The following is a 24,322-nucleotide window of genomic DNA, read 5'->3' on the forward strand; positions in this document are numbered from 1 at the left end:
GAGGAGGCCGCGAGCGTCAGCGGCCTCACGGCCCCGGACCCACATCCGATGCCGGCCGCGGCGGCCGGGGTGCCCGTTCCGAACGACGGGTGCCCGCGCACCACACCCCGACGGCGTCCCGTCGGCGTCCGTGCGCCCGCCGTGCGGTGCCGGTGCTCCGGCACCGCACGGTCCTCGCGGCCCACCACCCCCTGTCGTCTCACGAAGGTCCTCATGTCGCGCGCCGCTCCCGAGCAGGCCCCGCCGTCCCGCGCCCCGCGTCCCACCCGTCCGGAGTCGAAGGGGGGCACGCGGCACCGGACCCCGAGCGGATTCTTCGAACCCGCCCAGCTCGTCCGCTCCTTTCCCGACGCTCTGCGCAAACTGCATCCACGGGACCTGGTCAGGAACCCGGTCCTGTTCGTGGTCTCGGTGGGAGCCGCCCTGACCACCCTGTCCGCGCTGCTGCACCCGGCCGTCTTCACCTGGGTGATCAGCTTCTGGCTGTGGCTGACCGTGGTCTTCGCCAACCTGGCCGAGGCGGTCGCCGAGGGCCGCGGCAAGGCTCAGGCCGCGTCCCTGCGCAAGGCCCGCACCGACACGGTGGCGCTGCGGCTCCTCGACTGGCGCTACGGCACGGACGCGCGCACCGCCCGCACCGAGGCGGTCGCCGCGACCGAGCTGAAGCCGCTGGACTTCGTGGTCGTGGAGGCCGGCGAGATGATCCCCGCGGACGGCGATGTCGTCGACGGGGTCGCCGCGGTCGACGAGTCGGCCGTGACCGGCGAGTCGGCGCCGGTGATCCGCGAGTCGGGCGGCGACCGCAGCGGGGTCACGGGCGGGACGACCGTGCTGTCGGACCGGATCGTCGTCCGGGTGAGCGCGCGGCCCGGGCACAGCTTCCTGGACCGGATGATCGCCCTGGTCGAGGGCGCCTCCCGGCAGAAGACACCGAACGAGATCGCCCTGAACATCCTGCTCGCCTCGCTCACGATCATCTTCCTGCTGGTCGTGGCCGCCCTCCAGCCGATGGCCGAGTACGCGGACGCGGCCCAGTCGACGACCGTCCTGGTCGCCCTCCTCGTCACCCTCATCCCGACCACGATCGGCGCGCTGCTGTCCGCGATCGGCATCGCGGGCATGGACCGGCTGGTGCAGCGCAACGTCCTCGCCATGTCCGGCCGGGCCGTGGAGGCGGCCGGTGACGTGGGCACGCTCCTGCTGGACAAGACGGGCACCATCACCCTGGGCAACCGCGAGGCCGTCGCCTTCGTACCGCTGCCCGGCGTGGACGAACGGCAGCTCGCGGACGCGGCCCAGCTGTCCTCGCTGGCTGACGAGACGCCCGAGGGCCGCTCCGTCGTCGTCCTCGCGAAGAAGCTGCACGGACTGCGCGCTCCCGCCCAGGACGAGCTGGCGAACGGCCGCTGGGTCGCCTTCAGCGCCCAGACCCGGATGAGCGGTGTGGACCTGCGCTGGGACAACGGCGCCGTCTGCGCGATCCGCAAGGGCGCGGCCCAGCAGGTGATCGCCTGGGTGGAGATGTACGGCGGTCAGGTCCCGTCCCAGGCGCGGACGTTCGCCGACACGGTGGCCGCGTCCGGCGGTACCCCGCTGCTGGTGGCGGTGCACGACTGGGACGGCCCGCGCGTGCTCGGCCTGATCCATCTCAAGGACGTCGTGAAGGACGGCATCCGGCAGCGCTTCGCCGAGCTGCGCCGGATGGGCATCCGCACGGTCATGATCACCGGCGACAACCCGGTCACCGCCCGCGCGATCGCCGAGGAGGCCGGCCTCGACGACTTCCTCGCCGAGGCCACGCCCGAGGACAAACTCGCGCTGATCCGGCGGGAGCAGGCGGCCGGCAAACTGGTCGCGATGACCGGCGACGGCACGAACGACGCGCCCGCGCTGGCCCAGGCCGATGTGGGCGTGGCCATGAACACGGGTACGTCGGCCGCCAAGGAGGCCGGCAACATGGTCGACCTCGACTCCAACCCGACCAAACTGATCGAGATCGTCGAGATCGGCAAGCAACTCCTCATCACCCGGGGCGCGTTGACCACGTTCTCCATCACCAACGACGTGGCGAAGTACTTCGCGATCATCCCGGCGATGTTCGCGGGCGCGTACCCCGGCCTGAGGTCCCTCAACGTGATGGGCCTGCACAGCCCTACCTCCGCCATCACCTCCGCGATCATCTTCAACGCCCTGATCATCGTCGCGCTGATCCCGCTCGCGCTGCGCGGAGTCCGCTACACACCCTCGTCGGCGCACGACCTGCTGCGCCGCAACCTGCTGGTGTACGGGCTCGGCGGGCTGGTGCTGCCGTTCGCCGGTATCAAGCTGATCGACCTTCTCATCTCGGCGGTACCCGGCCTCGGCTGACCCTCACCCGTGCGGCCGAACGGCCCGTCAAGGACCCGTATGTGCACGTCAGAGCCCCGTCAGAGAACGGCACTTCGGCTTGTCCGGGGTCTACGGGGCGGCTTCCATGGAACCTGTGAACAGCGCCTGGCTCCTCTTCGACCGGCCGCCGAGTCCCGCTCGGCCGTCCCGTCGTGTGCCGCGCTGCCCGGAAGCCCTCGCGTCCCGCTGACGCGGCTTCCGTGACCCACGGGGCGCCGGCCCTCGCCCTCTCGCCAAGGGACCTGACCCGGTCCGGCGCCCCCTTGCCCTCCTTTCACCCCGCACGCCCGCCGCCCCGTCCGGGGCCGTGGCGCGTGCCCGCAACCCCGGATGGGATCATGTCCGACTCCACCCTTTCGTCCCGTACCGTCCTCGTCACCGGTGCCACCTCCGGCATCGGCCTGGAGACCGCCCGGCTGCTCGCCGAGCGCGGCGCAACCGTGCTGCTGCATGGCCGTACCGCCGAGGAGGCACGCGCCGCCGCAGACCGGCTCGTCGCCACCGCCGGGATCGAGGCCGGCCAACTGTGCACGTATGCGGCCGACTTCGCCCGTCTCGACGAGGTCGAGGGCCTCGCGCACAAGGTGGTCACCGAGCACCCGCATCTGGACGTCCTCGTCAACAACGCGGCCATCGCCGCGCCCGAACGGCACACGGTGACCGCCGACGGCAACGAGATCGCCTTCCAGGTCAACTTCCTCGCCCACTACCTGCTCACCTGCCTGCTGGAGCCGGCCCTCACCAGCGACCCCGGCGGCCGGGTGGTCAACGTCTCCTCGGCGCTGCACCGCACGGCCTCCATCCAGTGGGCCGACCCGAACCGCGCCCGCCGCTACTCCCGGCTCGCCGCGTACGCCCAGTCGCAGCTGGCCCTCACGGTGTTCGCCGCCGACCCGCGCGTCACCGCCGTCTCCGTGCACCCGGGCGCGTGCGAGACCGCGCTGCTCCCGCTCTACGCCCACGAGGGCGCCTCGGCCGCCGAGGGCGCCGCACACGTGGTCCGGCTCTGCGACCCGGCCGTCGAGATCGTCAACGGCGCCTACTACGACCGCGACGCCCGCGTCGAACCGGCCCCGGCGGCGACGGAGGACCGCACCGTCAGGCGGCTGAGCAGGCTGGCCGACCTCCTGGTCGGTCACACCGCTTGAACGCCCCCTCACTGCAACGGAGTTGATCTACATGTCCAAGCGAGCCCGCAAGAAGAAGGCCCGCCGCAGGAAGAAGTCCAACCACGGCACCAAGGCCGGTCAGGGCTGACGCCTCCGGCGGTACGGCGACGGGGGCAGTGCCGGTGAGGGCACTGCCCCCGTCGCGGTCCCTTGAGCTCTGCCCCATCACCCTCAACGCCGGACAAGTCGGAGTGAAGACCCCATGATCGAGCTCGCCCCTTCGCACCTCCCCCTGACCACCCGCTGGCTGCCCGCCGGAACCCCCGGACCCGCCGCCATAGGCGAGCACATCCTGGCCACCGGTGTCGGCCGCTGGTGGGCCGACCGCCCGGTCCACCCGCGCGCGATCGCCGCGTCCTGCGCCGGTTACGTCGTCCTTCGCGGCGCCGCGGACGCGCTCACACCCGAGACCCTGGCACCGCTCGCCGGCACTCGGATCGACGCTCCCGCCAGCCTCCTGCCCGCGCTCGGCGCCGCCTTCGAACGCCTCACCCCCTGGGAGCGGATGGTCTGGACCCTCCAGGCCGAACCGCAGCCCGCCCGGGTCCCGACGGGCGTGACGGTACGGCGCCTGGAGCCGGCCGACGCCGACGCGGTGCTCGCCCTCGGCCCGGACGCCTCCTGGCTCTCGGCCAGCTGGGGCGGACCGCCGGGCCTGGCCGCCTCCGGGCACGCCTGGGCCACGGTAGGCCGCACCGGCCGGGTCCTCGCGATCGCCTGCACCTTCTTCCGCGGCACCCGCTTCGAGGACCTCGCCGTCTACACGGTCCCCGACCGCCGGCGCCACCACCTCGCCCTGGCCTGCGTGACGTCCCTGTGCGCCGACATCGCCGGGCGCGGCCACGTCCCCGCCTGGAACTGCTCGGTCCACAACCGCGCCAGCCGCCTGCTGGCCTGGACCGCGGGCTTCCGCCTGGTCCGCGAGTATGTGCACTACGCGGTGGGCGGTCCGGCAGTACGCGAACGGCTGAGCGCGTGAGAGGGAGCAGGCAGCACGTCGTGCAGGATGCCGTACGGCATAACGCTCGGTGTCCGGCGCCCGGCACCCGCCTGCCGTCCCCCGTACAGCCCAGCGCCCATTTCCGGCCTCCGGGCCACCCTTTCTTGATGCTCCGCCACCTCCTGCCAGGCGATTCTTAACGCAAGCTTGACGCCCAGCGCACTCCGATCCGTGGGCCCACGCGTCACTCTCTGCTTACGCTGGTGCCGCCGTCCGCGTGATGGCCGGAATCGAACTGCGCCGCACCACACCGCGCCGGACACCAGGAGCCGACCCCATGGCCACGACCGAACACCCCCCTCCCAGTCGCCTGCGCGCCTGGATGCTGGAGGGGCTGTCCGACATGGGCAAGGGCGGCGGCCACACCGGCCCCCACGCACAGCCCGAACCCGCGCACCAGGGCCAGCGCTGGTGGCGGGTGATGTGCCTGACCGGTGTCGACTACTTCTCCACCCTCGGCTACCAGCCGGGCATCGCCGCCCTCGCGGCCGGCCTGCTGTCGCCGATCGCGACCATCGTGCTCGTCATAGTCACCCTGGCCGGCGCCCTGCCGGTCTACCGCCGCGTCGCCGAGGAGAGCCCGCACGGCGAGGGCTCCATCGCCATGCTGGAGCGGCTGCTCTCCTTCTGGCAGGGCAAGCTCTTCGTGCTGACCCTGCTCGGCTTCGCCGCCACCGACTTCCTGATCACCATCACCCTGTCGGCCGCCGACGCCTCCACCCACCTGGTGGAGAACCCGCATCTCACCGACTTCCTGCAGGGCAAGCAGATGGTCATCACGCTGTTCCTGGTGGCCCTGCTCGGCGCGGTCTTCCTCAAGGGCTTCCTGGAGGCGATCGGTGTCGCGGTCGTCCTGGTCGGCATCTACCTCGCCCTCAACGTCGTCGTCGTGATCGCCGGCTTCTGGCACGTCATCACCGCCGAGCACGTCATCACCGACTGGACCAGCGCCCTCACCACGGAACACGGCAACGTCTTCGTCATGATCGGCGTCGCCCTGATCGTCTTCCCGAAACTCGCCCTGGGCCTGTCCGGCTTCGAGACCGGTGTCGCCGTCATGCCGAACGTCAAGGGCGACCCGGGCGACACCGAGCAGCAGCCCACCGGCCGGATCCGGGACACCAAGAAGCTGCTCACCACCGCCGCCCTGATCATGAGCTGCTTCCTGATCGCGACCAGCTTCATCACCACGCTGCTCATCCCGGAGAACGAGTTCAAGTCGGGCGGCAGCGCCAACGGCCGTGCACTCGCCTACCTGGCGCACGAGTACCTCGGCAACGCCTTCGGCACGGTCTACGACGTGTCGACCATCGCCATCCTGTGGTTCGCCGGCGCCTCCGCGATGGCCGGCCTGCTCAACCTGATGCCCCGGTACCTGCCCCGCTACGGCATGGCCCCGCACTGGGCCCGCGCCGTGCGCCCGATGGTCATCGTCTTCACCCTGATCGCCTTCCTGGTGACCTGGATCTTCGACGCCGACGTCGACGCGCAGGGCGGCGCCTACGCCACCGGCGTGCTGGTGCTGATCAGCTCCGCCGCGGTCGCGGTGACCATCGCCGCCCGCAAGGCCGGACAGCGCAAGTGGACCATCGGCTTCGGGATCATCTCGGCGGTCTTCCTCTACACGACCGTCGTGAACGTCATCGAGCGCCCGGACGGCGTGAAGATCGGTGCCTGCTTCATCGTCGGCATCATCCTCGTCTCGCTGCTCTCCCGCCTCGCCCGCGCCTTCGAGCTGCGCGTGACCAGCGTGACCCTCGACGACATGGCGGAACGATTCATCCGCGATATGGCCAGCCGCAAGATGCGGTTCATCGCCAACGAGCCGGACCGGCGCGACAAGGCCGAGTACCGCGACAAGATCGAGCAGATCCGGGCCGACAACGACATGCCCGAACAGGAGGACTTCGTCTTCGTCGAGGTGACGGTCACCGACCCCTCCGAGTTCGAGGCGGGCCTGACCGTCCGCGGCGAGGTCCTGCACAACCGCTACCGCGTGCTGACCCTGGAGTCGGCCTCGATCCCCAACGCCCTGGCCGCGCTCCTGCTGCACGTCCGGGACGAGACCGGCTGCATCCCGCACATCTACTTCGAGTGGACCGAGGGCAGCCCGTTCGCCAACTTCCTGCGCTTCTTCCTCTTCGGACAGGGCGAGGTCGCCCCGGTCACCCGCGAGGTGCTGCGCGAGGCGGAGCCGGACCGCTCCCGGCGGCCGCGCGTCCACACGGGCTGACGGCCGGACACAAGACACCGGGCACAAGGCGCCAGGCAGACGGCTCCGGGCAGAGGGCGCAGGACACGGGGCGTAAGAATCCCGTCAATAACCGCACGGTCCGCATAAGAACCCCATCAGCGGTCGCTCGCTGGCCCCCACCGACCCCTACCGTCGGCCTCATGGAGGACAGAAGACGCGGGATGCGAGCGGCCGGTGACCGCACCTGGCGCGGCAGCGCACGCCTGGCCGTGGGCTCTGCCGTCGGCTTCGGCGGGCTGACGTTCCTGGTGGACTGGGACGCCGGCACCCTCACCCCGGCCCGCGCCCTCCTCTGGGTGGCCCTGTCGGCCGCGATCCTCGTCATGCTGCTGCCGGCCCGCGTCACGGCGGGCCCCGGCTGGCTGGCCGTCCGCGGCCCGCTCCGCCGCCGTACCGTCCGCACCGACTCCCTCGTCTACGTCGGCCAGTACGGGGACGTCGCCGAGCATCTGGTCCTGCGCGACTCCGACGGCAACCGGCTGGAGCTCGACCCGGGCGTCCTGCACGCCAACCCCCTGCTCTGGCACGAACTCGACACCGGCGTCCGCCGTTCTCTGGAGCGCGGCACCCTGCGCCGGGGCGCCGAGGTGCTGACGCGACTCGGCCACGAGATCGACGATACGAACGCACGCGCGGTTCTCGACGCGTCCGGCCTCACCTGACCGGTCACCCCACGTCCTCGTACCCCGCCACCTGGCCCTATGGTGAGCCCATGCCCTCCTACACGATCGGCCAGGCGGCACGGCTGCTCGGCGTCAGCCCGGACACCGCCCGCCGCTGGGCCGACGCGGGCCGGATGACCACCCATCGGGACGAGGGCGGCCGGCGGCTCATCGACGGCACGGACCTCGCCGCGTTCTCCGTCGAACTGGCCAAGGCCGGCACCGCCGAGGAGGACGCCTCCTACACCTCGGTCCGCAACGCCTTCCCCGGCATCGTCACCGCGATCAAGCTCGGCGACGTCGCCGCCCAGGTCGAGATCCAGGCCGGCCCGCACCGGCTGGTCTCCCTGCTGACCCGGGAGGCGGTCGAGGAACTCGGCCTGGAGGTCGGCATGGAGGCCACCGCCCGGGTGAAGTCCACGAACGTGCACATCGACCGCGTCTGACGGGGTCACCTGCACAGCAGGGCGGCCCACAGGTCCAGCCGGTCGCTCAGCCGGGACAGGTCCCGGCCGGTGAAGTGCTCCACCCGCTGCATCCGGTAGTGCACCGTGTTCACGTGCAGATGCAGCGCCTCCGCCGTGCGCGCCCAGGAGCCGTCGCAGGCCAGGAAGGTCTCCAGGGTGCTCAGCAGCACGGCGAAGGCGGCGCGGCCGCCGGTCAGCAGCGGGCCGAGGACGGTACGGCTGTAGGCCGCGCGGACGTCGGCGGGCACTCCGGTGAGCAGCGCGTCGAGACTGGTGAGCGCGGTGGCGTCGGTGACGGCGGAGGCATCCGGCGCGGTGGCGCGGGCGGAGGTGAGCGCGTACCGCGCCTGCGCCAGCGCACCGGCCAGCCCGCCGGGCCCCGCCGCTGTCACCCCGGTTCCGCCGTGCAGCGGGACACCGGGATCGCAGCCGGCGACCAGCGACCAGACCTCGTCCAGCGGGCCCTCCACGTCGGGCAGCACCGCGAAGGCTCCCCCGTCCGGCAGCCGGCCCACCGCCGCGTGCGCCGCGACATGCCCGGCGACCTCCGCCAGTGCCCCCTCGGCGAGCCCCGGCCGCCGGGCTCCGGTGTCGGCGACGACCACCCGGCAGGAGGTCGCGTCGGCGGGCAGCCCGCACTCCCGGACCGCGGCCTGCAGAGTCCCCTCGACCGCCCCTGCCGCCGCCCCGGCCAGCAGCGCGCCCAGTTCGTCGGCCGCCTGCCGCTCGGCCGACCGGCGCCGGACCGCTGTCTCCTGGCAGCGGCCCAGCGCGGCGGCCACTTCGTGCAGCATCCCGGCCGGCGCGCTGTCGGGGTCGGGCAGGTACAGCAGCCAGCGCTCGTACGGCGAGACACTGTCGGCGGCGACGGACACCGTCATCCCGCGCCCGTCCGCGACCAGTTTCGCGGCCTCCCGGCCCGGCACCCGTGGTGCGGCGGCCGTGGCCGCGACGGTCCGCCCCGACGGCGTGAAGACATGGGCGGCGGTCCGGTCCAGATGCGCGAAGGCCGCCGCGAGCAGCTCCGCCGGTCCGGCCTCCTGGGCGAGCAGCCTGCTCAGCCGGACCCGGGCGTTCTCCGGCAGCGCCTGCCTGCGGCTCAACTCGCCCCACTGCCGCAGGTACACGGTGTCCGTGATCGCCCGGAACATGATGTGTGCCGGCACCCCGGCGACCGGGACGCCGTGCCGTACGCACGCCTCCACCAGTTCCCCGGGCACGCCCCCGTGGGTCTCCTCCCCGGCGAACAGCGCCACGGCCCCGGCCTCCTTGAGGGCCGACACGAACCGCTCCGCCTTCCCCGGCGCCCACCACACCAGTCCGCTGAGCACCACCTCCCCGGGCCGCACGAAGCGGGCCGGGTCCTCCAGGTCGGTGACCGTCACCCCGCTGATCTCCCGGGTCAACAGGGCGTCCTGCGCCCACAGCGGACGCAGCCCGAGGGAGTGGTCCGCCACGAGGTGTTCGACGTGCATGTGCTCAGACTCCTTGTGCCGTCCTCGCATTCACCAGGTGAGTGCGAGTTACAGCATCGTAAATGCAAGTCTTTCCGCACGGAACGTCTCTTGGTGAATCATCCAGGACCGGCCCCGTCCGGCTCGTTTTTTCCGTGCCCCGCACCAGTCGTGCGGGGCCCTCGCGCGTTGCTTCACTGACCGGCATGGACCTGAACACGCTGGTGGAGATCCGCGACGCCCGGGACCCGGCCCCCTGGCGGCCGGGCGACGCCTGGCTCGGCGGCGGGACGTACCTCTTCTCCGAGCCCCAGCCGCACCTGCGCCGCCTGGTCGACCTGAGCCGCACCGGCTGGACTCCCCTGCGGCACACCCCGGACGGCGCCCTGGAGATCGCCGCCACCTGCACCGTCGCCCAGCTCTCCCGGTACGCACGGTCATCGCCGGCGGCGGCCGCTCCCCTCGTCGAGCAGTGCTGCCGCGCCTTCCTCGCCTCCTTCAAGATCTGGAACGTGGCCACGGTCGGCGGCAACCTCTGCAACGCCCTCCCGGCCGGCCCGATGATCTCCCTCACGGCCGCGCTCGACGGGGAGTGCCTGCTGATCGCCCAGGACGGCGTACGACGGCGGGTCCCGGTCGCCCGCTTCGTGACCGGCGCGGGCCGCAAGGACCTGGCCGAGGGCGAACTGCTGCGCTCGGTCACCGTCCCGGCCCGCGCGCTGGCCCGCCGCACCGCGTTCCGCCAGGCCTCCCTCTACGGCCTGGGCCGCTCCGGCGTACTGGTGATCGGCACGCTGGACCCCGTCGACGGCTCGTTCGCGCTGACGGTCACCGCGTCGACCGTGCGGCCGGTGCGGCTGTGGTTCCCGCTGGTGCCGACGGCGGAGGCGCTGCGGGCGGCGATCGGTGCGGGCGTCGGGGACGGGGAGTGGTTCGACGACATCCACGGGCTGCCGGAGTGGCGGTGCCATATGACATGTCACTTCGCGGAGCAGATCCGCCGCGAGCTGGCGGAACCGCGGGACCTGGGGGAGCGATGAGGATCGAGGTCAACGGCCGGTCCCACGACGACGAACCGCGCCCGGGCCAGTGCCTGCGCACCTACCTCCGCGAGCGCGGCTGGTTCGGGGTGAAGAAGGGCTGCGACGCCGGCGACTGCGGAGCCTGCACGGTCCACGTCGACGGCGAACCGGTGCACAGCTGCCTCTACCCGGCCTTCCGCGCCGAGGGCCGCACGGTCACCACCGTCGAGGGCCTCGCCTCCCCCGACGGCGAACTCCACCCCGTGCAGCGGAGGTTCCTGGACGCCCAGGGCTTCCAGTGCGGCTTCTGCACGGCCGGCTTCCTGATGACCACGGCCGCCCTGACCGACGAGCAACTCACCGATCTGCCCCGGGCGTTCAAGGGCAACCTGTGCCGCTGCACCGGCTACCGGGCCATCGAGGACGCCGTGCGCGGGGTGAAACACGTCGAGGAGCCGTCCGCCGGCGAGTCCGTCGGCCGCAACCTGCCGGCCCCCGCCGGACCACAGGTCGTCACCGGCACCGCCCGCTACACCTTCGACCTCGACGTGCCCGGCCTGCTCCACATGAAGCTGCTGCGCTCCCCGCACGCCCACGCCCGCATCACCTCGATCGACACCTCGGCCGCGCTGCGCGTGCCGGGCGTGCACGCCGTCCTCACCCACCACGACGCCCCGGAACGCCACTACTCCACCGCCCGCCACGAGCACCCCGAGGAGGACCCGGCCGACACCCGCCTCCTCGACGACACGGTCCGCTACATCGGCCAGCGGGTCGCGGCGGTCGTCGCGGAGAGCGAGGCGGCGGCGGAGGAGGGCTGCCGGCGGATCTCAGTGGTATATGACATTGCACCCGCGGTCCTGGACCCGGAGGAGGCGATGCGCCCCGGCGCCCCCGTCGTCCACGACAAGGACCCGTCGGCCGCCCGCATCTCCCGCCCGCACGCCAACGTCGTCGGCGAGGCGCACGGCGAGATCGGTGACGTCGAGGCCGGTTTCGCCACGGCCGACGCCGTCCACGAGGCAACCTTCCGCACCCAACGGGTCCAGCACGCCAGCCTGGAGACGCACGGCGCGGTCGCCTGGCTCGACGAGGACGGGCGCCTCACCGTCCGCACCAGCTCCCAGACCCCGTTCCTCACCCGCCGCGCCCTGTGCACGCTCTTCGACCTGCCGCCGGAGCAGGTCAGGGTGGTCGCGGGCCGGGTCGGCGGTGGCTTCGGCGGCAAGCAGGAGATGCTGGTCGAGGACGTCGTGGCCCTTGCCGTGCTGCGGCTGCGCCGACCGGTGAAGCTGGAGTACACCCGCGCCGAGCAGTTCTACGGCGCCACCACCCGGCACCCGTTCACCGTGCACGTGAAGGCAGGCGCCCGCCACGACGGCACGCTGACCGCGCTCCAGCTCCGGGTGGTCTCCAACACCGGCGCGTACGGCAACCACGGCCCGGCGGTGATGTTCCACAGCGTGGGCGAGTCGATGGCGATGTACCGGGCCCCGCACAAGAAGGTCGACGCCTACTCGGTATACACCCACACCGTCCCGGCCGGCGCCTTCCGCGGTTACGGCCTGGGCCAGGTGCTGTTCGCGGTCGAGTCCGCCCTCGACGAGCTCGCTCGTGAACTCGGCCTGGACCCCCTGGACTTCAAGGCCCGCAACATCATCGGCCCGGGCGAGTCGATGCTCACCCCCGGCGGCCACGAGGAGGACCTGCACATCGCGAGCTACGGCTTCGACCAGTGCGTGTCCATCGTCCGCCGGGCCCAGGCGGAACCCGCCACCGCGGCCCCGGACGGCTGGCTGGTCGGCGAGGGCGCGGCGCTGGCGATGATCGCGACGGGCCCGCCGGGCGGCCACATCGCCGACGCCAGGGCCGCCCTGCTCCCCGACGGCAGCTTCGATCTGGCGGTCGGCACGGCCGAGTTCGGCAATGGCACCACGACCGTCCACCGCCAGATCGCGGCCGGCGAACTCGCCACCACCGTCGACCGGATCACCGTCCGCCAGTCCGACACGGACGTCGTACGGCACGACACCGGGGCCTTCGCCTCCACCGGAACCGTGGTCGCGGGCAAGGCCACCCTGCGCGCCTCCCGCGCCCTCGCCGACCTGCTCCTCGACTTCACCGCCGCACACCTGGGCGTGGCGCGCGCCGACTGCCGGCTGGTGGAAGAGGCCGTCCTGCACCCGGGCGGGCGGCTCCCGCTCAAGGAGCTGTACGCGGCCGCCCGCGCGGTCGGCGTCGAGTGCGCCGCCGAGGGCCACTTCGGTGGCACCCCGCGTTCGGTCGCCTTCAACGCGCAGTGGTTCAGGGTGGCCGTGGACCCGGACACCGGGGAGATCCGCATCCTGCGCAGCGTGCACGCCGCCGACGCGGGCAAGGTGATGAACCCGATGCAGTGCCGCGGCCAGGTGGAGGGCGGGGTGGCCCAGGCGCTCGGCGCGACCCTCTTCGAGAACGTACGGCTGGACGCGCGCGGCGAGGTCGAGACGGCCGCCTTCCGCCGCTACCGGCTGCCGCAGTACGCCGACATCCCGCGCACCGAGGTGCACTTCATGGAGACCACCGACGCCATCGGGCCGCTGGGCGCGAAGTCGATGAGCGAGAGCCCGTTCAACCCGGTCGCACCGGCGCTGGCCAACGCGCTGCGGGACGCGACGGGCGTACGGTTCACGGAGCTGCCGCTGACACGCGACCGGGTGTGGCGGGCGCTGGATGCCAGCCGCCGTAGCCGCCGTCCACCCGTATCCCCGTGATGCCGCTGATGTGCCGGGCCCCGCAACGGTCCTGCGGCAGCACCAGTTGCGGACCGGCCCGGTCCAGCGGGGTGTCGTCGATGCTGACCCCGAGCAGAACCGGGGCATGGCCGAAATCGGGGTCGATCTCCGCCCAGGAGAGCAGCGCGTGGTGCCCGTCGGCGCCGGAGACGGCGATGAGGAAGCGGAGCCGGTCCTTGCGCCGGGCGGGGTCGAATCCGGGTCCGGCGGCGGTGAGGACGTCGTACAGCCGCGGTCCGGTGAAGGCGTGGTGCTGGATGCCGCTGGTGGCGCACTCGAAGCTGGACCGCACCCGGTGCTGGGGCCAGCGCAGGAGGTCGGGCACGGTCAGCCGGGCCGGTCGTGCGAGGTCTCCGGTGAGGACGAGTTCGGCGAGCGTCATGTGCGGCCACCTCCCGGATGACGGTACCCGCGACAGGTCACCGTACAAACGCACATGCCAGCCCCAATCCGTAAGTATGCAGCTCATGCGATGTGACAGAAGACTTACGCCTGGCATCTGCGGCAGTATCATCGCCACGCGGACTGATAGACAGGTCGCAGCAGGGCGCGACAGATTGTTCATAGAATTCAGAGGAGTTCACTCGTGATGACCCGTTCCGTGCGCCGGACCCGGCGGACGCTCCAGGTGGCCGGTGCTTCGGTCGCGGCCCTGCTGGCCCTGAGCGCCTGCTCCTCCTCCGACGACGACTCGTCCGCTACGACGAAGTCGGACACGTCGGCGGCGGCGACGCCCAAGCTGTCGGGCTCGATCACCGTGTTCGCTGCGGCCTCGCTCCAGGAGAGCTTCACCACCCTGAAGGCCGACTTCGAGAAGGCCAACCCGGGCACCAAGGTCAACTTCAGCTTCGGCGGCAGTGACACCCTAGCGGCGCAGATCACCAGCGGTGCGCCTGCCGACGTCTTCGCCGCCGCGAGCCCCAAGACCATGGCGATCGTGACGGACAAGAAGGACACCGCCACCACGCCGGCCACCTTCGTCCGCAACCAGCTGGAGATCGCCACCCTGCCGGGCAACCCCGACAAGATCTCCTCGCTGAAGGACCTCACGAAGTCGTCGCTGAAGGTCGTGCTGTGCGACAAGACGGTGCCGTGCGGTGCCGCCGCGCAGAAGGCCCTGGACGCCGGCAAGCTCAAGCTCACCCCGGTCTCCTACGAGGAGGACGTGAAGTCCGCCCTCAACAAGGTGGTGCTGAAGGAGGCCGACGCGGCGGTCGTCTACAAGACCGACGTGAAGGCCGCCGGCAGCAAGGTGGAGGGCGTGGAGTTCCCCGAGTCCGCCAACGCCATCAACGACTACCCGATCGCCCTCCTCAAGAACGCCCCGAACCCGACGGTGGCCAAGGCGTTCATCGCTTTGGTGCAGTCCGCCGAGGGCCAGCAGGTGCTGAACGACGCCGGGTTCCTCAAGCCGTGACGAAGGCCGACGAGTCCGGCGCCGCGGCCGGCCCCCTCACGGGCGGTCCGCGGCGCCGGCGCGTTCGGGCAGCCGTACCGCTACCGCTCCTCCTCCCCGGAGCGGTAGCTCTGGTCTTCCTGCTCCTGCCGCTGGTCGCCCTGCTGGTGCGGGCCCCCTGGCGCAGCCTGCCGTCCCTGCTCACCAGCACGGAGGTCTGGCAGGCCCTCCAGCTCTCCCTGATCTGCGCGACGGCAGCGACGGCCGTGAGCCTGGTCCTGGGCGTGCCGCTGGCCTGGCTGCTGGCCCGCACCGAGTTCCCCGGCCGGGGTCTCGTACGGGCGCTGGTCACCCTCCCCCTCGTCCTCCCCCCGGTGGTGGGCGGTGTGGCCCTGCTCCTCGCCCTGGGCCGCAACGGGGTGGTCGGCCAGTGGCTGGACTCCTGGTTCGGCATCACCCTCCCGTTCACCACGGCGGGCGTGGTGGTCGCCGAGTCCTTCGTGGCCATGCCCTTCCTGGTGATCAGCGTCGAGGGCACGCTGCGCGCCGCCGACCCCCGCTACGAGGAGGCGGCCACCACCCTGGGCGCCTCCCGCTTCACGGCGTTCCGCCGGGTCACGCTCCCGCTCATCGCCCCCGGCATCGCGGCCGGCTCGGTCCTGGCCTGGGCCCGGGCGCTCGGCGAGTTCGGAGCGACGATCACGTTCGCCGGCAACTTCCCCGGCCGCACCCAGACCATGCCGCTCGCCGTCTACCTCGCCCTGCAGAACGACCCCGACGCGGCGATCGCGCTCAGCCTGGTGCTGCTGACGGTGTCGATCGCGGTGCTGGCGGCGTTGCGGGATCGTTGGATGACGGCATCATGAGAACGACCCGGTGGACGACGCCCCGATGACCAACTCACATCCCGCACCGGCGGACGGCACGCAGCCTCCCCACGGACCGTCCGCGTCCGCCGACGGCACACAGCATCCCGACGGGCGCCCCTCAGCCGCCGACGGCACCCAGCATCCCCACCGACCACCCGCAGCCGCCGATGGCGCTCAGCCCCCGCAGGGGCCACCCGCGCCCGACACCGATACCCGCACAGGTGGTGCGGGTGGGAACCCAAAGCCGGCCGAAGGCCGGGTACCACCCCCCCACCCGCACCCGGCGACGCACGGCCTCCACGCCCACCTCGTCGTCACCCGCCCCACCTTCCACCTGGACATCACCCTCACCGCCGCCCCCGGCGAGGTCGTCGCCCTCCTGGGTCCCAACGGCGCGGGCAAGACCACCGCCCTCCGCGCCCTGGCCGGCCTCACCCCCCTCACCGCCGGCCATCTCCACCTGGACGGCACGGAGGTGGACCGCACGCCCCCCGAATCCCGCCCGGTGGGCGTCGTCTTCCAGGACTACCTCCTCTTCCCCCACCTCACGGCCCTCGACAACGTCGCCTTCGGCCCCCGCTGCCACGGCGCGACGAAGGCCGAGGCGCGCGCCCAGGCGGCCGCCTGGCTGGACCGCATGGGCCTCGCCGAACACGCCGGCGTCAAACCCCGCCGTCTCTCCGGCGGCCAGGCCCAGCGCGTCGCGCTGGCCCGCGCCCTGGCCACCCGCCCCCGCCTGCTGCTCCTGGACGAACCCCTCGCCGCCCTCGACGCGCGCACCCGTCTGGACGTGCGTTCCCAACTCCGCCGTCACCTGGCCGAGTTCGAGGCGGTCGCGGTCCTGGTCACGCACGACCCGCTGGACGCCATGGTGCTGGCCGACCGCCTGATCGTCATCGAACACGGCCGGGTCGTCCAGGAGGGCACGCCCTCCGACATCGCCCGCCACCCGCGCACCGACTACATCGCCCACCTGGTCGGCCTCAACCTCTACCGGGGCCGGGCCGCGGGCCACACGGTCGAACTGGACACGGACCCCTCGAACACCACCACCATCACCACCACCGAAGTCCTCGCCGGTGACGTCTTCGTCGCGTTCCCGCCGAGCGCCGTCACCCTCTTCCGGGACCGTCCCACCGGCGCCAGCGCCCGCAACCTCTGGCGCTGCGAGGTCGCCGGCCTGGAGACCCACGGCGACCAGATCCGCGCCGACCTGACCGGGGAACTCGCCCTCGCCGCAGACCTGACCACAGTCGCAGCCGCGGAACTGGACCTGCACCCGGGCGCCACGGTCTGGGCAACGGTGAAGGCGACCCAGACACACGCGTACCCGGCATAAAACCGCGTACCCGGTACAAGACGAGAGGCCCCGCCGAAGCGGGGCCTCCGTCAAACCCTTCGCGTCAGTCCTCGTACGCGTCCAGCGGCGGGCAGGAGCACACCAGGTTCCGGTCACCGAAGGCCTGGTCGATCCGGCGCACCGGCGGCCAGTACTTGTCGGCGGCGGACACCCCGGCGGGGAAGACGGCCTCCTCCCGGCCGTACGCGTGCTTCCACTCGCCGCCCAGCGCACCGGCGGTGTGCGGGGCACCGCGCAGCGGGTTGTCGTCGGCGGGCCACTCCCCCGCCCCGACCTTGTCGATCTCCGCCCGGATGGCGATCATCGCCTCGCAGAACCGGTCCAGCTCGCCGAGGTCCTCGGACTCGGTCGGCTCGATCATCAGCGTGCCGGCCACCGGGAAGGACATCGTCGGCGCGTGGAAGCCGTAGTCGATGAGCCGCTTGGCGACGTCGTCGACGCTCACTCCGGTCGCCTTGGTCAGCGGCCGCAGGTCGATGATGCACTCGTGCGCGACCAGCCCGCCGGGCCCGGTGTAGAGCACGGGGAAGTGCGGCTCCAGCCGCTTGGCGACGTAGTTGGCGCTGAGCACGGCCACCTGCGTGGCCCGCTTCAGCCCCTCGCCGCCCATGAGCCGGACGTACGCCCACGAGATCGGCAGGATCCCCGCCGAGCCCCACGGCGCGGCCGAGATCGGCCCGACGCCCGTCTCCGGCCCGGCGGCCGGCTGCAGCGGGTGGTTCGGCAGGTACGGCGCGAGGTGCGCGCGCACCGCCACGGGACCGACACCGGGACCGCCGCCGCCGTGCGGGATGCAGAAGGTCTTGTGCAGGTTGAGGTGGGAGACGTCGCCGCCGAAGTGCCCCGGCTTGGCGACCCCGACCAGGGCGTTGAGGTTGGCCCCGTCGACGTACACCTGGCCGCCGGCCTCGTGCACCTGCGCGCAGATGTCGGCGACGTGCTCCTCGAACACCCCGTGCGTGGACGGGTAGGTGATCATCAGCACGGCGAGCTCGTCGCGGTGCTGCTCGATCTTCGCCCGCAGGTCCGGGACGTCGATCTCGCCGTCCTCGGCGGTCTTCACGACGACGACCTTCATACCCGCCATCACGGCGCTGGCGGCATTGGTCCCGTGGGCGGACGACGGAATCAGGCACACGGTCCGCTGCGCGTCGCCGTTGGCGCGGTGGTACGCGCGCACGGCGAGCAGCCCGGCGAGTTCGCCCTGCGATCCGGCGTTGGGCTGCAGCGACACCTTGTCGTACCCGGTGACCTCAGCGAGCCGCTCCTCCAGCTCCCGGATGAGGGTCAGGTAGCCCTGCGCCTGCTCGGCGGGCGCGAACGGGTGCAGCTGGCCGAACTCGGGCCAGGTGACCGGTTCCATCTCGGTGGTCGCGTTGAGCTTCATGGTGCAGGAGCCCAGCGGGATCATCCCGCGGTCCAGCGCGTAGTCCCGGTCGGCGAGCCTGCGCAGGTAGCGGAGCATCGCGGTCTCGGAGCGGTGCTGCCGGAAGACGGGGTGGGTCAGGTAGCCGTCGGCGCGCAGCAGCGCCTCGGGCAGCGTGTCCTCGGCGGCGGCGTCCAGCGCCTCGACGTCGCCCTCGACGCCGAAGGCCGTCCAGACGGCGCTCAGCTGGGCGCGGGTGGTGGTCTCGTCGCAGGCCATGGAGACGTGGTCGGCGTCGACGAGACGCAGGTTGACGCCGCCCCGGCGGGCGGCGCCGACGATCTCGGCGGCCTTGCCGGGCACGCGCGCGGTCAGGGTGTCGAAGTAGGCGCCGTGCACGATCTCGACACCGCCGGCCGTGAGTCCCGCGGCGAGGATCGTGGCGTAGCGGTGCGTCCGCCGCGCGATGGCCCTGAGCCCCTCGGGCCCGTGGTAGACGGCGTACATGCCGGCCATCACCGCGAGCAGCACCTGCGCGGTGCAGATGTTGCTGGTGGCCTTCTCCCGCCGGATGTGCTGCTCACGGGTCTGCAGCGCCAGCCGGTACGCCTTGTTCCCGTCCACGTCCACGGAGACGCCCACGAGCCGCCCGGGCAGGCTGCGCGCGAACTTCTCACGGACCGCCATGTAACCGGCGTGCGGCCCGCCGAAGCCCATCGGCACACCGAACCGCTGGGTGGTGCCGACGGCGATGTCGGCCCCGAGCTCACCCGGCGAGGTCAGCAGGGTCAGCGCGAGCAGGTCGGCGGCGACGGTGACGAGCGCGCCGACTTCGTGCGCCTGCTCGACGACGGACTTGATGTCGCGTACGGCACCGGAGGCGCCGGGGTACTGGACGAGCACCCCGTTGATCTCCCGCCCGGCGAGGTCCGCCGGAATGCCGTCGGCGAGGTCGGCGACCACGACCTCCACGCCCGTGGGCTCGGCCCGGGTCTGGATCACGGCGATGGTCTGCGGCAGCGCGTCCGCGTCGACGACGAAGACGCCCTTCTTGTTCTTGCCCATGCGCAACGACAGGGCCATGGCCTCCGCGGCGGCCGTGCCCTCGTCGAGCAGCGAGGCACCGGAGGTGGGCAGCCCGGTGAGGTCGGCGACCACGGTCTGGAAGTTCAGCAGCGCTTCCAGGCGGCCCTGGGAGATCTCCGGCTGGTACGGCGTGTAGGCCGTGTACCAGGCGGGGTTCTCCATCACGTTGCGCAGAATCACGGGCGGCGTGAAGGTCCCGTAGTACCCCAGGCCGATCATCGAGTCGAGCACCTGGTTCCGGTCGGCCAGCGACCGCAGCTCGGCCAGTACCTCGGCCTCGGTCCGGGCGTCCGGCAGCTCCAGGCGGTCGGCGTTCTTGATCACGTCCGGCACGGCGGCGGCGGTCAGCTCGTCGAGCGAGCCGTACCCGACCTGGGCGAGCATCTTGGCCCGAGCCTCGTGGTCGGGGCCGATATGGCGCTGCTCGAAGGGAATACCCTGCTCAAGCTCGGAGAGCGGGATGCGCTGGGCGGTCATTGCGGAGGCCTCCTGGTCTGACGCGACCTTCGAGGGGTACCCCGGCACGGGTACCCCGACGGCCTCCCCCTCTGTCATCTAACCTGAGAGCTTCGCCAGTGGGCCCTTGCGGACCACCGGCTTTCACCGTCGGTGAGAGCGGACACCATCGACGTCCGCCCTGCTTTCCAGAGTGACCTCGTCCGTGCGGTACGTGAGCCTGAGAGATTCCGGGGAGGATTTGCTCCTTCGGCGCCTCCGGTTGCCCGGAGGACTCTCCCGCACGGGGTCAGCAGCCGTTGCCAGGGTACCAGCGAGGGCAACACCGGAGCCTTCGAGTGGCCGCCTCCTTCAATGTGCTCTTTTGTAGTGCTTACGGATGAGTTGCGACCAAGTGGAGGGCCCGTGCAGACCGACATCGATCCGCGCAACCTGATCGGCCGCAAGGCGTTCGACCGCAACGGCACGAAGATCGGCACGATCGACGAGGTGTACCTCGACGACGCGACGGGCGTGCCGGAGTGGGCGGCCATACGCACCGGCCTGTTCTCCCGGGACGCCTTCGTGCCCCTGGAGCCCAGCGAACTGGTCGAGGGCACCCTGCAGGTCCCCTTCGACCGCGCCCTGATCAAAGACGCCCCCGACTTCGGCGTGGGCCGCCACCTCTCCCCGGAACAGGAACTCCAGCTCTACCACCACTACGGCCTGGACACGACCGCCCCGCCCCACGACCACCCGGACCGCGACTTCGGCAAGCTGGCGGGAACGGAGGACGCGGGTGCTTGATGGCCGACGGTGCGTGCGGGCCGGTGGGGGCTGATCGCGCGGTTCCTCCCCCAGCCTTCGGCTGGGGGTACCCCCTCTGGGGGAGGCACCCTGCCAGCGCCGGTAAGCGACATCCCTCGGTCACGCCCCCACCCCGTCCACCGGAACCCCCCGCCCTCCCGGCACCAACGGCAGCGGCTCCGCCGGCTCCAGCTCAGGGTCCTCGACCCGAAACGTCCGCACTCTCCCCGGCTCGACCGACCCCGGCGTCTCGAACCGCACCGTCACCCGCCCCAGCCCACTCCCCTGTACCCACCCGTGCCCGTATTCGGCATGCCGCACATCATGCCCCGCAGGCCACCGCCGCTCGGCAACCACCTGCTCCTCGGCGGCCGGCTCCGCAACGTCCTCCTCCGCGGCGAACTCCGCCGCCCCCTCCCCGGCCGCTGCCTGCGCGAACAGGTCCTCCTGCGTGTAGTCGGCCAGCCCCGACACCCCCACCCCCAGCAACCGCACGCCCCCGGTCGTGTCCACCGAGTCCAGCAACCGCGCGGCCGCCTCCCGTACCACCGCCGGGTCGTCGGTCGGCCCCCTGAGCGTCTCCGACCGGGTCAGGGTCGAGAAGTCGTACCGCCGCACCTTGAGCACGATGGTCCGTCCGGACAGCCCGGCCCCCCGCAGCCGCCGTACACACCGGTCGGCCAGCCGCTGCACCTCCATCCCCACCCGCAGCCGGTCGTGGATGTCCACGTCGTAGGTGTCCTCGACCGACACCGACTTCGTCTCCCGTTCGGCCACCACGGGCCGCTCGTCGTGCGCGAGCGCCATCGCGTACAGCGAGTGGCCGTGGGCCTTGCCGAGCAGCCGTACCAGCTCGTCCTCCCCCGCCTCGGCGATCTCGTCGACCGTGGTGATCCCGGCCCGCCGCAGATGGTCCCCCGTGGCCGGCCCCACCCCCGGCAGGGTCCGCACCGTCATCGGCCCCAGCATCGCCCGCTCCGTACCCGGCTCGATCAGCACCAGCCCGTCGGGCTTGGCCTGCTCGGAGGCGATCTTCGCGAGCATCTTGGCGGCGGCGAGCCCGACCGACCCGGAGAGCCCGGTGACGGCCCGTATGTCTGCGCGGAGCCTCTCCCCCACCAGGCGCGCCGACACGGCGTCCCAGGCCACCTCACCGGCCTCCAGATCCACGAACGCCTCGTCCAGGCTGAGCGGCTCCACCAGCGGGGAGAGCCCGCGCAGCAGCCCCATCACCTGCTCGCTGATCGACCGGTACAGCCCGAAGCGGGGCACCAGATACGCGGCGTTCGGCGCCAGCCGCCGTGCCTGCCCCATCGGCATCGCGGAGTGCACCCCGAACACCCGGGCCTCGTACGACGCGGTGGCCACCACACCGCGGGGTCCCAGCCCGCCCACGACCACGGCCTTCCCGCGCAGGCTCGGCTTGGACGCCTGCTCCACCGAGGCGAAGAAGGCATCCATGTCGAGATGCAGGATCGTGGGCGCGTTTCTCACATCTCCGATGCTGCACCACAGCACTGACAATGCCCCGGCACGAAACCGCGCCGGGGCATCACAGGAGGCCTTCAGACCGCCCGGTTGCGCCGCCGGGCCAGTTCGTCGGCGGGGTTGTGGCCGACGAGCGTCTCGCCGGTGTCGACGCGCTCGCCGTGCAGCTGGGAGAGCGCGTTCTCCACGTCCCGCCACACCACGCCGACCGCGATCCCGAAGATGCCCTGACCGCCCTGGAGCAGGGCGTGCACCTCGTCGGGCGAGGTGCACTCGTAGACCGTGGCACCGTCGCTCATCAGGGTCATGCGCTCCAGGTCGCGGAAACCGCGGTCCCTCAGGTGCTGGACGGCGGAGCGGATGTTCTGGAGGGAGACCCCGGTGTCCAGGAACCGCTTGACGATCTTCAGGACGACGACGTCCCGGAAGCTGTACAGACGCTGGGTGCCCGACCCGTAGGCGGGCCGCACGCTGGGCTCGACCAGGCCGGTGCGGGCCCAGTAGTCGAGCTGCCGGTAAGTGATGCCGGCCGCCGCGCAGGCCGTTGGCCCGCGGTAGCCGATCTCCTCGGTGGCCATGGACGCCGCCCCTCCGCCGCTTTGCACTGCGGTCGGCCGCTGAGGGGCGTGACCGGCAATGCTGCTGTGAAGCGGGGACGGACCGCTCTCCCCGAAACCGCGTCCGGGGGCACCCCCAGCCATACCGTCGCCGCTGCTTCTCACGCCGACCTCCGTCCTTGACCTGCCTTCTCGACGGTAGGCAGTCACCAGGGGTGCGTCAACGATCGCCACACTCGGCACGCCGAGTGATAATCACCCTAGGAGTGGTTTCCCGTGCCCCACCGCGGGGAAAGGCTAGCCGAATGCTCTGGCGGGAGGCCGTAGGACGCTCTCAATGGCCGCTGGCAATTGCCCATGAGTTTCGGCTGTGACCGGCCCCGCACCGGCCCGTCGCGGGCCTTGTGTCACGAATCGGCCCGTCACCGACCTCCTGGTGGATGACGGGCCCGCTCCGGTCCTCACTGGCTGCTGGTGCCGAAGTCCTCCGGGGAGATCTGGTCGAGGAACTCGCGGAACTTCTCCACCTCGTCCTCCTGCTCGTCCGGGATCGCGATGCCCGCGTCGTCCAGCACCGTGTCACTGCCGTAGATCGGCGTTCCGGTGCGCAGCGCCAGCGCTATGGCGTCGGACGGACGGGCGCTCACCTCGACCCCGCTGGCGAAGACCAGTTCCGCGTAGAAGACGCCTTCACGCAGGTCCGTGATGCGCACTTCGGTGAGCTCCTGGCCGACGGCCTCCAGCACGTCCTTGAACAGGTCATGGGTCAGCGGCCTGGCGGGCGCCATGCCCTGCTGGGCGAACGCGATCGCCGTCGCCTCCCCCGGCCCGATCCAGATGGGGAGGTAACGGTCGCCTCCCACTTCGCGCAGGAGCACGATCGGTTGGTTGGAGGGCATTTCCACCCGGACACCTACGACATCGAGCTCGTTCACACAGCAACCCTAGGCCGTGCCCGGGACGTTTGGGTAGTCGGGCCCGGAACGCGCGCCCGATCCGGCCTCCGCCCGGGTCCTGTCGCGTTTGTCACGGCAGCCGCACCCCCAGCGCCGTCTGCATCAGCGCGGCGTGCAGCTTCACCGTGAGCGCCGCCAGCTCCTTCGTACGGGCCTCCGCATGGGCCCTGGTCTGCGGGTTGCGGTGACGCTTGAGCGGCGCCACCACCTGGTCCACCAGGCCGGCCTCCCGGTCGGCGGCGGCCTTCATCGCCCGCAGATGGCGCGGCTCGATCCCGAACCGGCCCAGCTCGGCCACGAGCGAGGCCACGGTGACCGTCTCCACGTCGTACACGCCGTCCTCCAGCGGAGCGATCAGTCCGTACGACTCCCACTCCGCGAGGCGGCTCTCGTCGATGTCGGCGGCCGCGAGCAGTTCGTCCCGGCCGATCCGCGCCACCGTGGGCACCTCGGGAGCCGTCGGCACGGCCTCGCCGTCCCGCTGCCGTCCCAGCACGGGCGGCTGTACCGCCTCGCCGCGCTCCATGGCTTCCAGGTACTCCCGGATGACCTTGAGCGGCAGATAGTGGTCCCGCTGCATCCGCAGAACGTGTCCGAGACGCTCCACGTCCCCGGCGCTGAACTTCCGGTACCCGGAAGGGGTACGGCGCGGCTCGATGAGCCCCTCCGACTCCAGAAAGCGGATCTTGGAGATGGTGACTTCGGGGAACTCGTCGCGCAGCACGTTCAGCACCGTGCCGATGCTCATCAGCCCGGGTTCCGTGGCGGCGGTGCCGTGACCGGTACCGCCGCTCGGTGTGTGCAGCATGGAC

The 24,322-nt window shown here is 71.9% G+C and carries 20 protein-coding genes and 1 riboswitch; of the genes, 13 read left to right on the forward strand and 7 right to left on the reverse strand.

The features are described from left to right. The first annotated feature begins 213 nt into the window (after positions 1 to 213). The 7 genes from kdpB (at position 214) to ABT137_RS41785 (ending at position 7,919) form a co-directional block, all read left to right on the forward strand. On the forward strand, positions 214 to 2,367 hold the full coding sequence (gene kdpB, locus ABT137_RS41760; protein WP_351717293.1) for a potassium-transporting ATPase subunit KdpB: 2,154 nt from the start codon (positions 214 to 216) through the stop codon (positions 2,365 to 2,367). A gap of 359 nt (positions 2,368 to 2,726) precedes the next feature. Next, positions 2,727 to 3,536, forward strand: coding sequence for an SDR family NAD(P)-dependent oxidoreductase (locus ABT137_RS41765; RefSeq protein ID WP_351717295.1), 810 nt, complete (start codon positions 2,727 to 2,729; stop codon positions 3,534 to 3,536). 31 nt (positions 3,537 to 3,567) lie between these two features. After that, a complete protein-coding gene (locus ABT137_RS51135) occupies positions 3,568 to 3,645 on the forward strand; it encodes a 50S ribosomal protein bL37 (protein ID WP_502984659.1) in 78 nt (25 codons plus the stop codon). Between the two features lie 114 nt (positions 3,646 to 3,759). Continuing rightward, entirely contained in the window at positions 3,760 to 4,536 is a 777-nt protein-coding gene (locus ABT137_RS41770) for a GNAT family N-acetyltransferase (RefSeq protein WP_351717297.1), read from the forward strand. Between the two features lie 298 nt (positions 4,537 to 4,834). Then, a complete protein-coding gene (locus ABT137_RS41775; RefSeq protein ID WP_351717298.1) occupies positions 4,835 to 6,790 on the forward strand; it encodes an APC family permease in 1,956 nt (651 codons plus the stop codon). Positions 6,791 to 6,951: 161 nt separating this feature from the next. Next, complete coding sequence (locus ABT137_RS41780; RefSeq protein ID WP_351717300.1) at positions 6,952 to 7,473, forward strand: hypothetical protein; 522 nt, start codon at positions 6,952 to 6,954, stop codon at positions 7,471 to 7,473. A 50-nt stretch (positions 7,474 to 7,523) separates the two neighbouring features. After that, positions 7,524 to 7,919, forward strand: a complete 396-nt coding sequence (locus ABT137_RS41785) for a TOBE domain-containing protein (protein ID WP_351717302.1) — start codon at positions 7,524 to 7,526, stop codon at positions 7,917 to 7,919. A gap of 5 nt (positions 7,920 to 7,924) precedes the next feature. Here ABT137_RS41785 and ABT137_RS41790 read toward each other — a convergent pair whose 3' ends face one another. After that, positions 7,925 to 9,415: a helix-turn-helix domain-containing protein gene (locus ABT137_RS41790; protein WP_351717304.1), complete on the reverse strand. Its 1,491-nt coding sequence runs from the start codon at positions 9,413 to 9,415 to the stop codon at positions 7,925 to 7,927. Positions 9,416 to 9,600: 185 nt separating this feature from the next. Between ABT137_RS41790 and ABT137_RS41795 the strand changes: the two genes are divergently transcribed. Both ABT137_RS41795 and ABT137_RS41800 read left to right on the forward strand, forming a co-directional pair. Next, a complete protein-coding gene (locus ABT137_RS41795; protein WP_351717305.1) occupies positions 9,601 to 10,434 on the forward strand; it encodes an FAD binding domain-containing protein in 834 nt (277 codons plus the stop codon). Further along, complete coding sequence (locus ABT137_RS41800) at positions 10,431 to 13,169, forward strand: molybdopterin-dependent oxidoreductase (protein ID WP_351717307.1); 2,739 nt, start codon at positions 10,431 to 10,433, stop codon at positions 13,167 to 13,169. The genes ABT137_RS41795 and ABT137_RS41800 overlap by 4 nt, the downstream gene beginning before the upstream one ends. Here ABT137_RS41800 and ABT137_RS41805 read toward each other — a convergent pair. Then, positions 13,084 to 13,572: a molybdopterin-dependent oxidoreductase gene (locus ABT137_RS41805; RefSeq protein WP_351717308.1), complete on the reverse strand. Its 489-nt coding sequence runs from the start codon at positions 13,570 to 13,572 to the stop codon at positions 13,084 to 13,086. The genes ABT137_RS41800 and ABT137_RS41805 overlap by 86 nt on opposite strands. A 207-nt stretch (positions 13,573 to 13,779) precedes the next feature. Here ABT137_RS41805 and modA point away from each other — a divergent pair, with 207 nt between their 5' ends. From modA to ABT137_RS41820, 3 genes are read left to right on the forward strand one after another with little or no spacing between them, the layout of a single operon-like run. Then, positions 13,780 to 14,607, forward strand: coding sequence for a molybdate ABC transporter substrate-binding protein (gene modA / locus ABT137_RS41810; RefSeq protein ID WP_351717310.1), 828 nt, complete (start codon positions 13,780 to 13,782; stop codon positions 14,605 to 14,607). Beyond that, positions 14,604 to 15,452: a molybdate ABC transporter permease subunit gene (gene modB / locus ABT137_RS41815; protein WP_351717312.1), complete on the forward strand. Its 849-nt coding sequence runs from the start codon at positions 14,604 to 14,606 to the stop codon at positions 15,450 to 15,452. The genes modA and modB overlap by 4 nt, the downstream gene beginning before the upstream one ends. A 25-nt stretch (positions 15,453 to 15,477) precedes the next feature. After that, positions 15,478 to 16,794, forward strand: a complete 1,317-nt coding sequence (locus tag ABT137_RS41820) for an ABC transporter ATP-binding protein (protein WP_351717313.1) — start codon at positions 15,478 to 15,480, stop codon at positions 16,792 to 16,794. Positions 16,795 to 16,858: 64 nt separating this feature from the next. Here ABT137_RS41820 and gcvP read toward each other — a convergent pair whose 3' ends face one another. Then, positions 16,859 to 19,744, reverse strand: coding sequence for an aminomethyl-transferring glycine dehydrogenase (gene gcvP / locus ABT137_RS41825; RefSeq protein WP_351717315.1), 2,886 nt, complete (start codon positions 19,742 to 19,744; stop codon positions 16,859 to 16,861). A gap of 177 nt (positions 19,745 to 19,921) precedes the next feature. Beyond that, positions 19,922 to 20,015, reverse strand: a riboswitch (glycine riboswitch). A gap of 113 nt (positions 20,016 to 20,128) precedes the next feature. Here gcvP and ABT137_RS41830 point away from each other — a divergent pair. After that, positions 20,129 to 20,509, forward strand: coding sequence for a PRC-barrel domain-containing protein (locus tag ABT137_RS41830; RefSeq protein ID WP_351717316.1), 381 nt, complete (start codon positions 20,129 to 20,131; stop codon positions 20,507 to 20,509). Positions 20,510 to 20,629: 120 nt separating this feature from the next. On the opposite strand, the gene ABT137_RS41835 is transcribed toward ABT137_RS41830, so the two are convergent. The 4 genes from ABT137_RS41835 to ftsR all read right to left on the reverse strand — a co-directional run bounded on the left by ABT137_RS41835 (position 20,630) and on the right by ftsR (position 24,318). Next, a complete protein-coding gene (locus ABT137_RS41835; protein ID WP_351717318.1) occupies positions 20,630 to 22,003 on the reverse strand; it encodes a DNA polymerase IV in 1,374 nt (457 codons plus the stop codon). 71 nt (positions 22,004 to 22,074) lie between these two features. After that, positions 22,075 to 22,719, reverse strand: a complete 645-nt coding sequence (locus ABT137_RS41840) for a MerR family transcriptional regulator (protein ID WP_351717320.1) — start codon at positions 22,717 to 22,719, stop codon at positions 22,075 to 22,077. 296 nt (positions 22,720 to 23,015) lie between these two features. Continuing rightward, positions 23,016 to 23,489: a bifunctional nuclease family protein gene (locus tag ABT137_RS41845; protein WP_026253112.1), complete on the reverse strand. Its 474-nt coding sequence runs from the start codon at positions 23,487 to 23,489 to the stop codon at positions 23,016 to 23,018. Positions 23,490 to 23,580: 91 nt separating this feature from the next. Further along, complete coding sequence (ftsR, locus tag ABT137_RS41850) at positions 23,581 to 24,318, reverse strand: transcriptional regulator FtsR (protein ID WP_351717322.1); 738 nt, start codon at positions 24,316 to 24,318, stop codon at positions 23,581 to 23,583. Positions 24,319 to 24,322: the final 4 nt, after the last annotated feature.

Origin of the sequence: Streptomyces sp. NPDC001980 (assembly GCF_040296885.1) — a bacterium.
Taxonomy (GTDB): Bacteria; Actinomycetota; Actinomycetes; order Streptomycetales; family Streptomycetaceae; genus Streptomyces.

Coding starts and splice junctions, on each gene's coding strand:
- kdpB (WP_351717293.1), top strand. CDS start 214: ATGTCGCGCGCCGCTCCCGAGCAGGCCCCGCCGTCCCGCGCCCCGCGT.
- ABT137_RS41765 (WP_351717295.1), top strand. CDS start 2,727: ATGTCCGACTCCACCCTTTCGTCCCGTACCGTCCTCGTCACCGGTGCC.
- ABT137_RS51135 (WP_502984659.1), top strand. CDS start 3,568: ATGTCCAAGCGAGCCCGCAAGAAGAAGGCCCGCCGCAGGAAGAAGTCC.
- ABT137_RS41770 (WP_351717297.1), top strand. CDS start 3,760: ATGATCGAGCTCGCCCCTTCGCACCTCCCCCTGACCACCCGCTGGCTG.
- ABT137_RS41775 (WP_351717298.1), top strand. CDS start 4,835: ATGGCCACGACCGAACACCCCCCTCCCAGTCGCCTGCGCGCCTGGATG.
- ABT137_RS41780 (WP_351717300.1), top strand. CDS start 6,952: ATGGAGGACAGAAGACGCGGGATGCGAGCGGCCGGTGACCGCACCTGG.
- ABT137_RS41785 (WP_351717302.1), top strand. CDS start 7,524: ATGCCCTCCTACACGATCGGCCAGGCGGCACGGCTGCTCGGCGTCAGC.
- ABT137_RS41790 (WP_351717304.1), bottom strand. CDS start 9,415: ATGCACGTCGAACACCTCGTGGCGGACCACTCCCTCGGGCTGCGTCCG.
- ABT137_RS41795 (WP_351717305.1), top strand. CDS start 9,601: ATGGACCTGAACACGCTGGTGGAGATCCGCGACGCCCGGGACCCGGCC.
- ABT137_RS41800 (WP_351717307.1), top strand. CDS start 10,431: ATGAGGATCGAGGTCAACGGCCGGTCCCACGACGACGAACCGCGCCCG.
- ABT137_RS41805 (WP_351717308.1), bottom strand. CDS start 13,572: ATGACGCTCGCCGAACTCGTCCTCACCGGAGACCTCGCACGACCGGCC.
- modA (WP_351717310.1), top strand. CDS start 13,780: ATGACCCGTTCCGTGCGCCGGACCCGGCGGACGCTCCAGGTGGCCGGT.
- ABT137_RS41820 (WP_351717313.1), top strand. CDS start 15,478: ATGACCAACTCACATCCCGCACCGGCGGACGGCACGCAGCCTCCCCAC.
- gcvP (WP_351717315.1), bottom strand. CDS start 19,744: ATGACCGCCCAGCGCATCCCGCTCTCCGAGCTTGAGCAGGGTATTCCC.
- ftsR (WP_351717322.1), bottom strand. CDS start 24,318: ATGCTGCACACACCGAGCGGCGGTACCGGTCACGGCACCGCCGCCACG.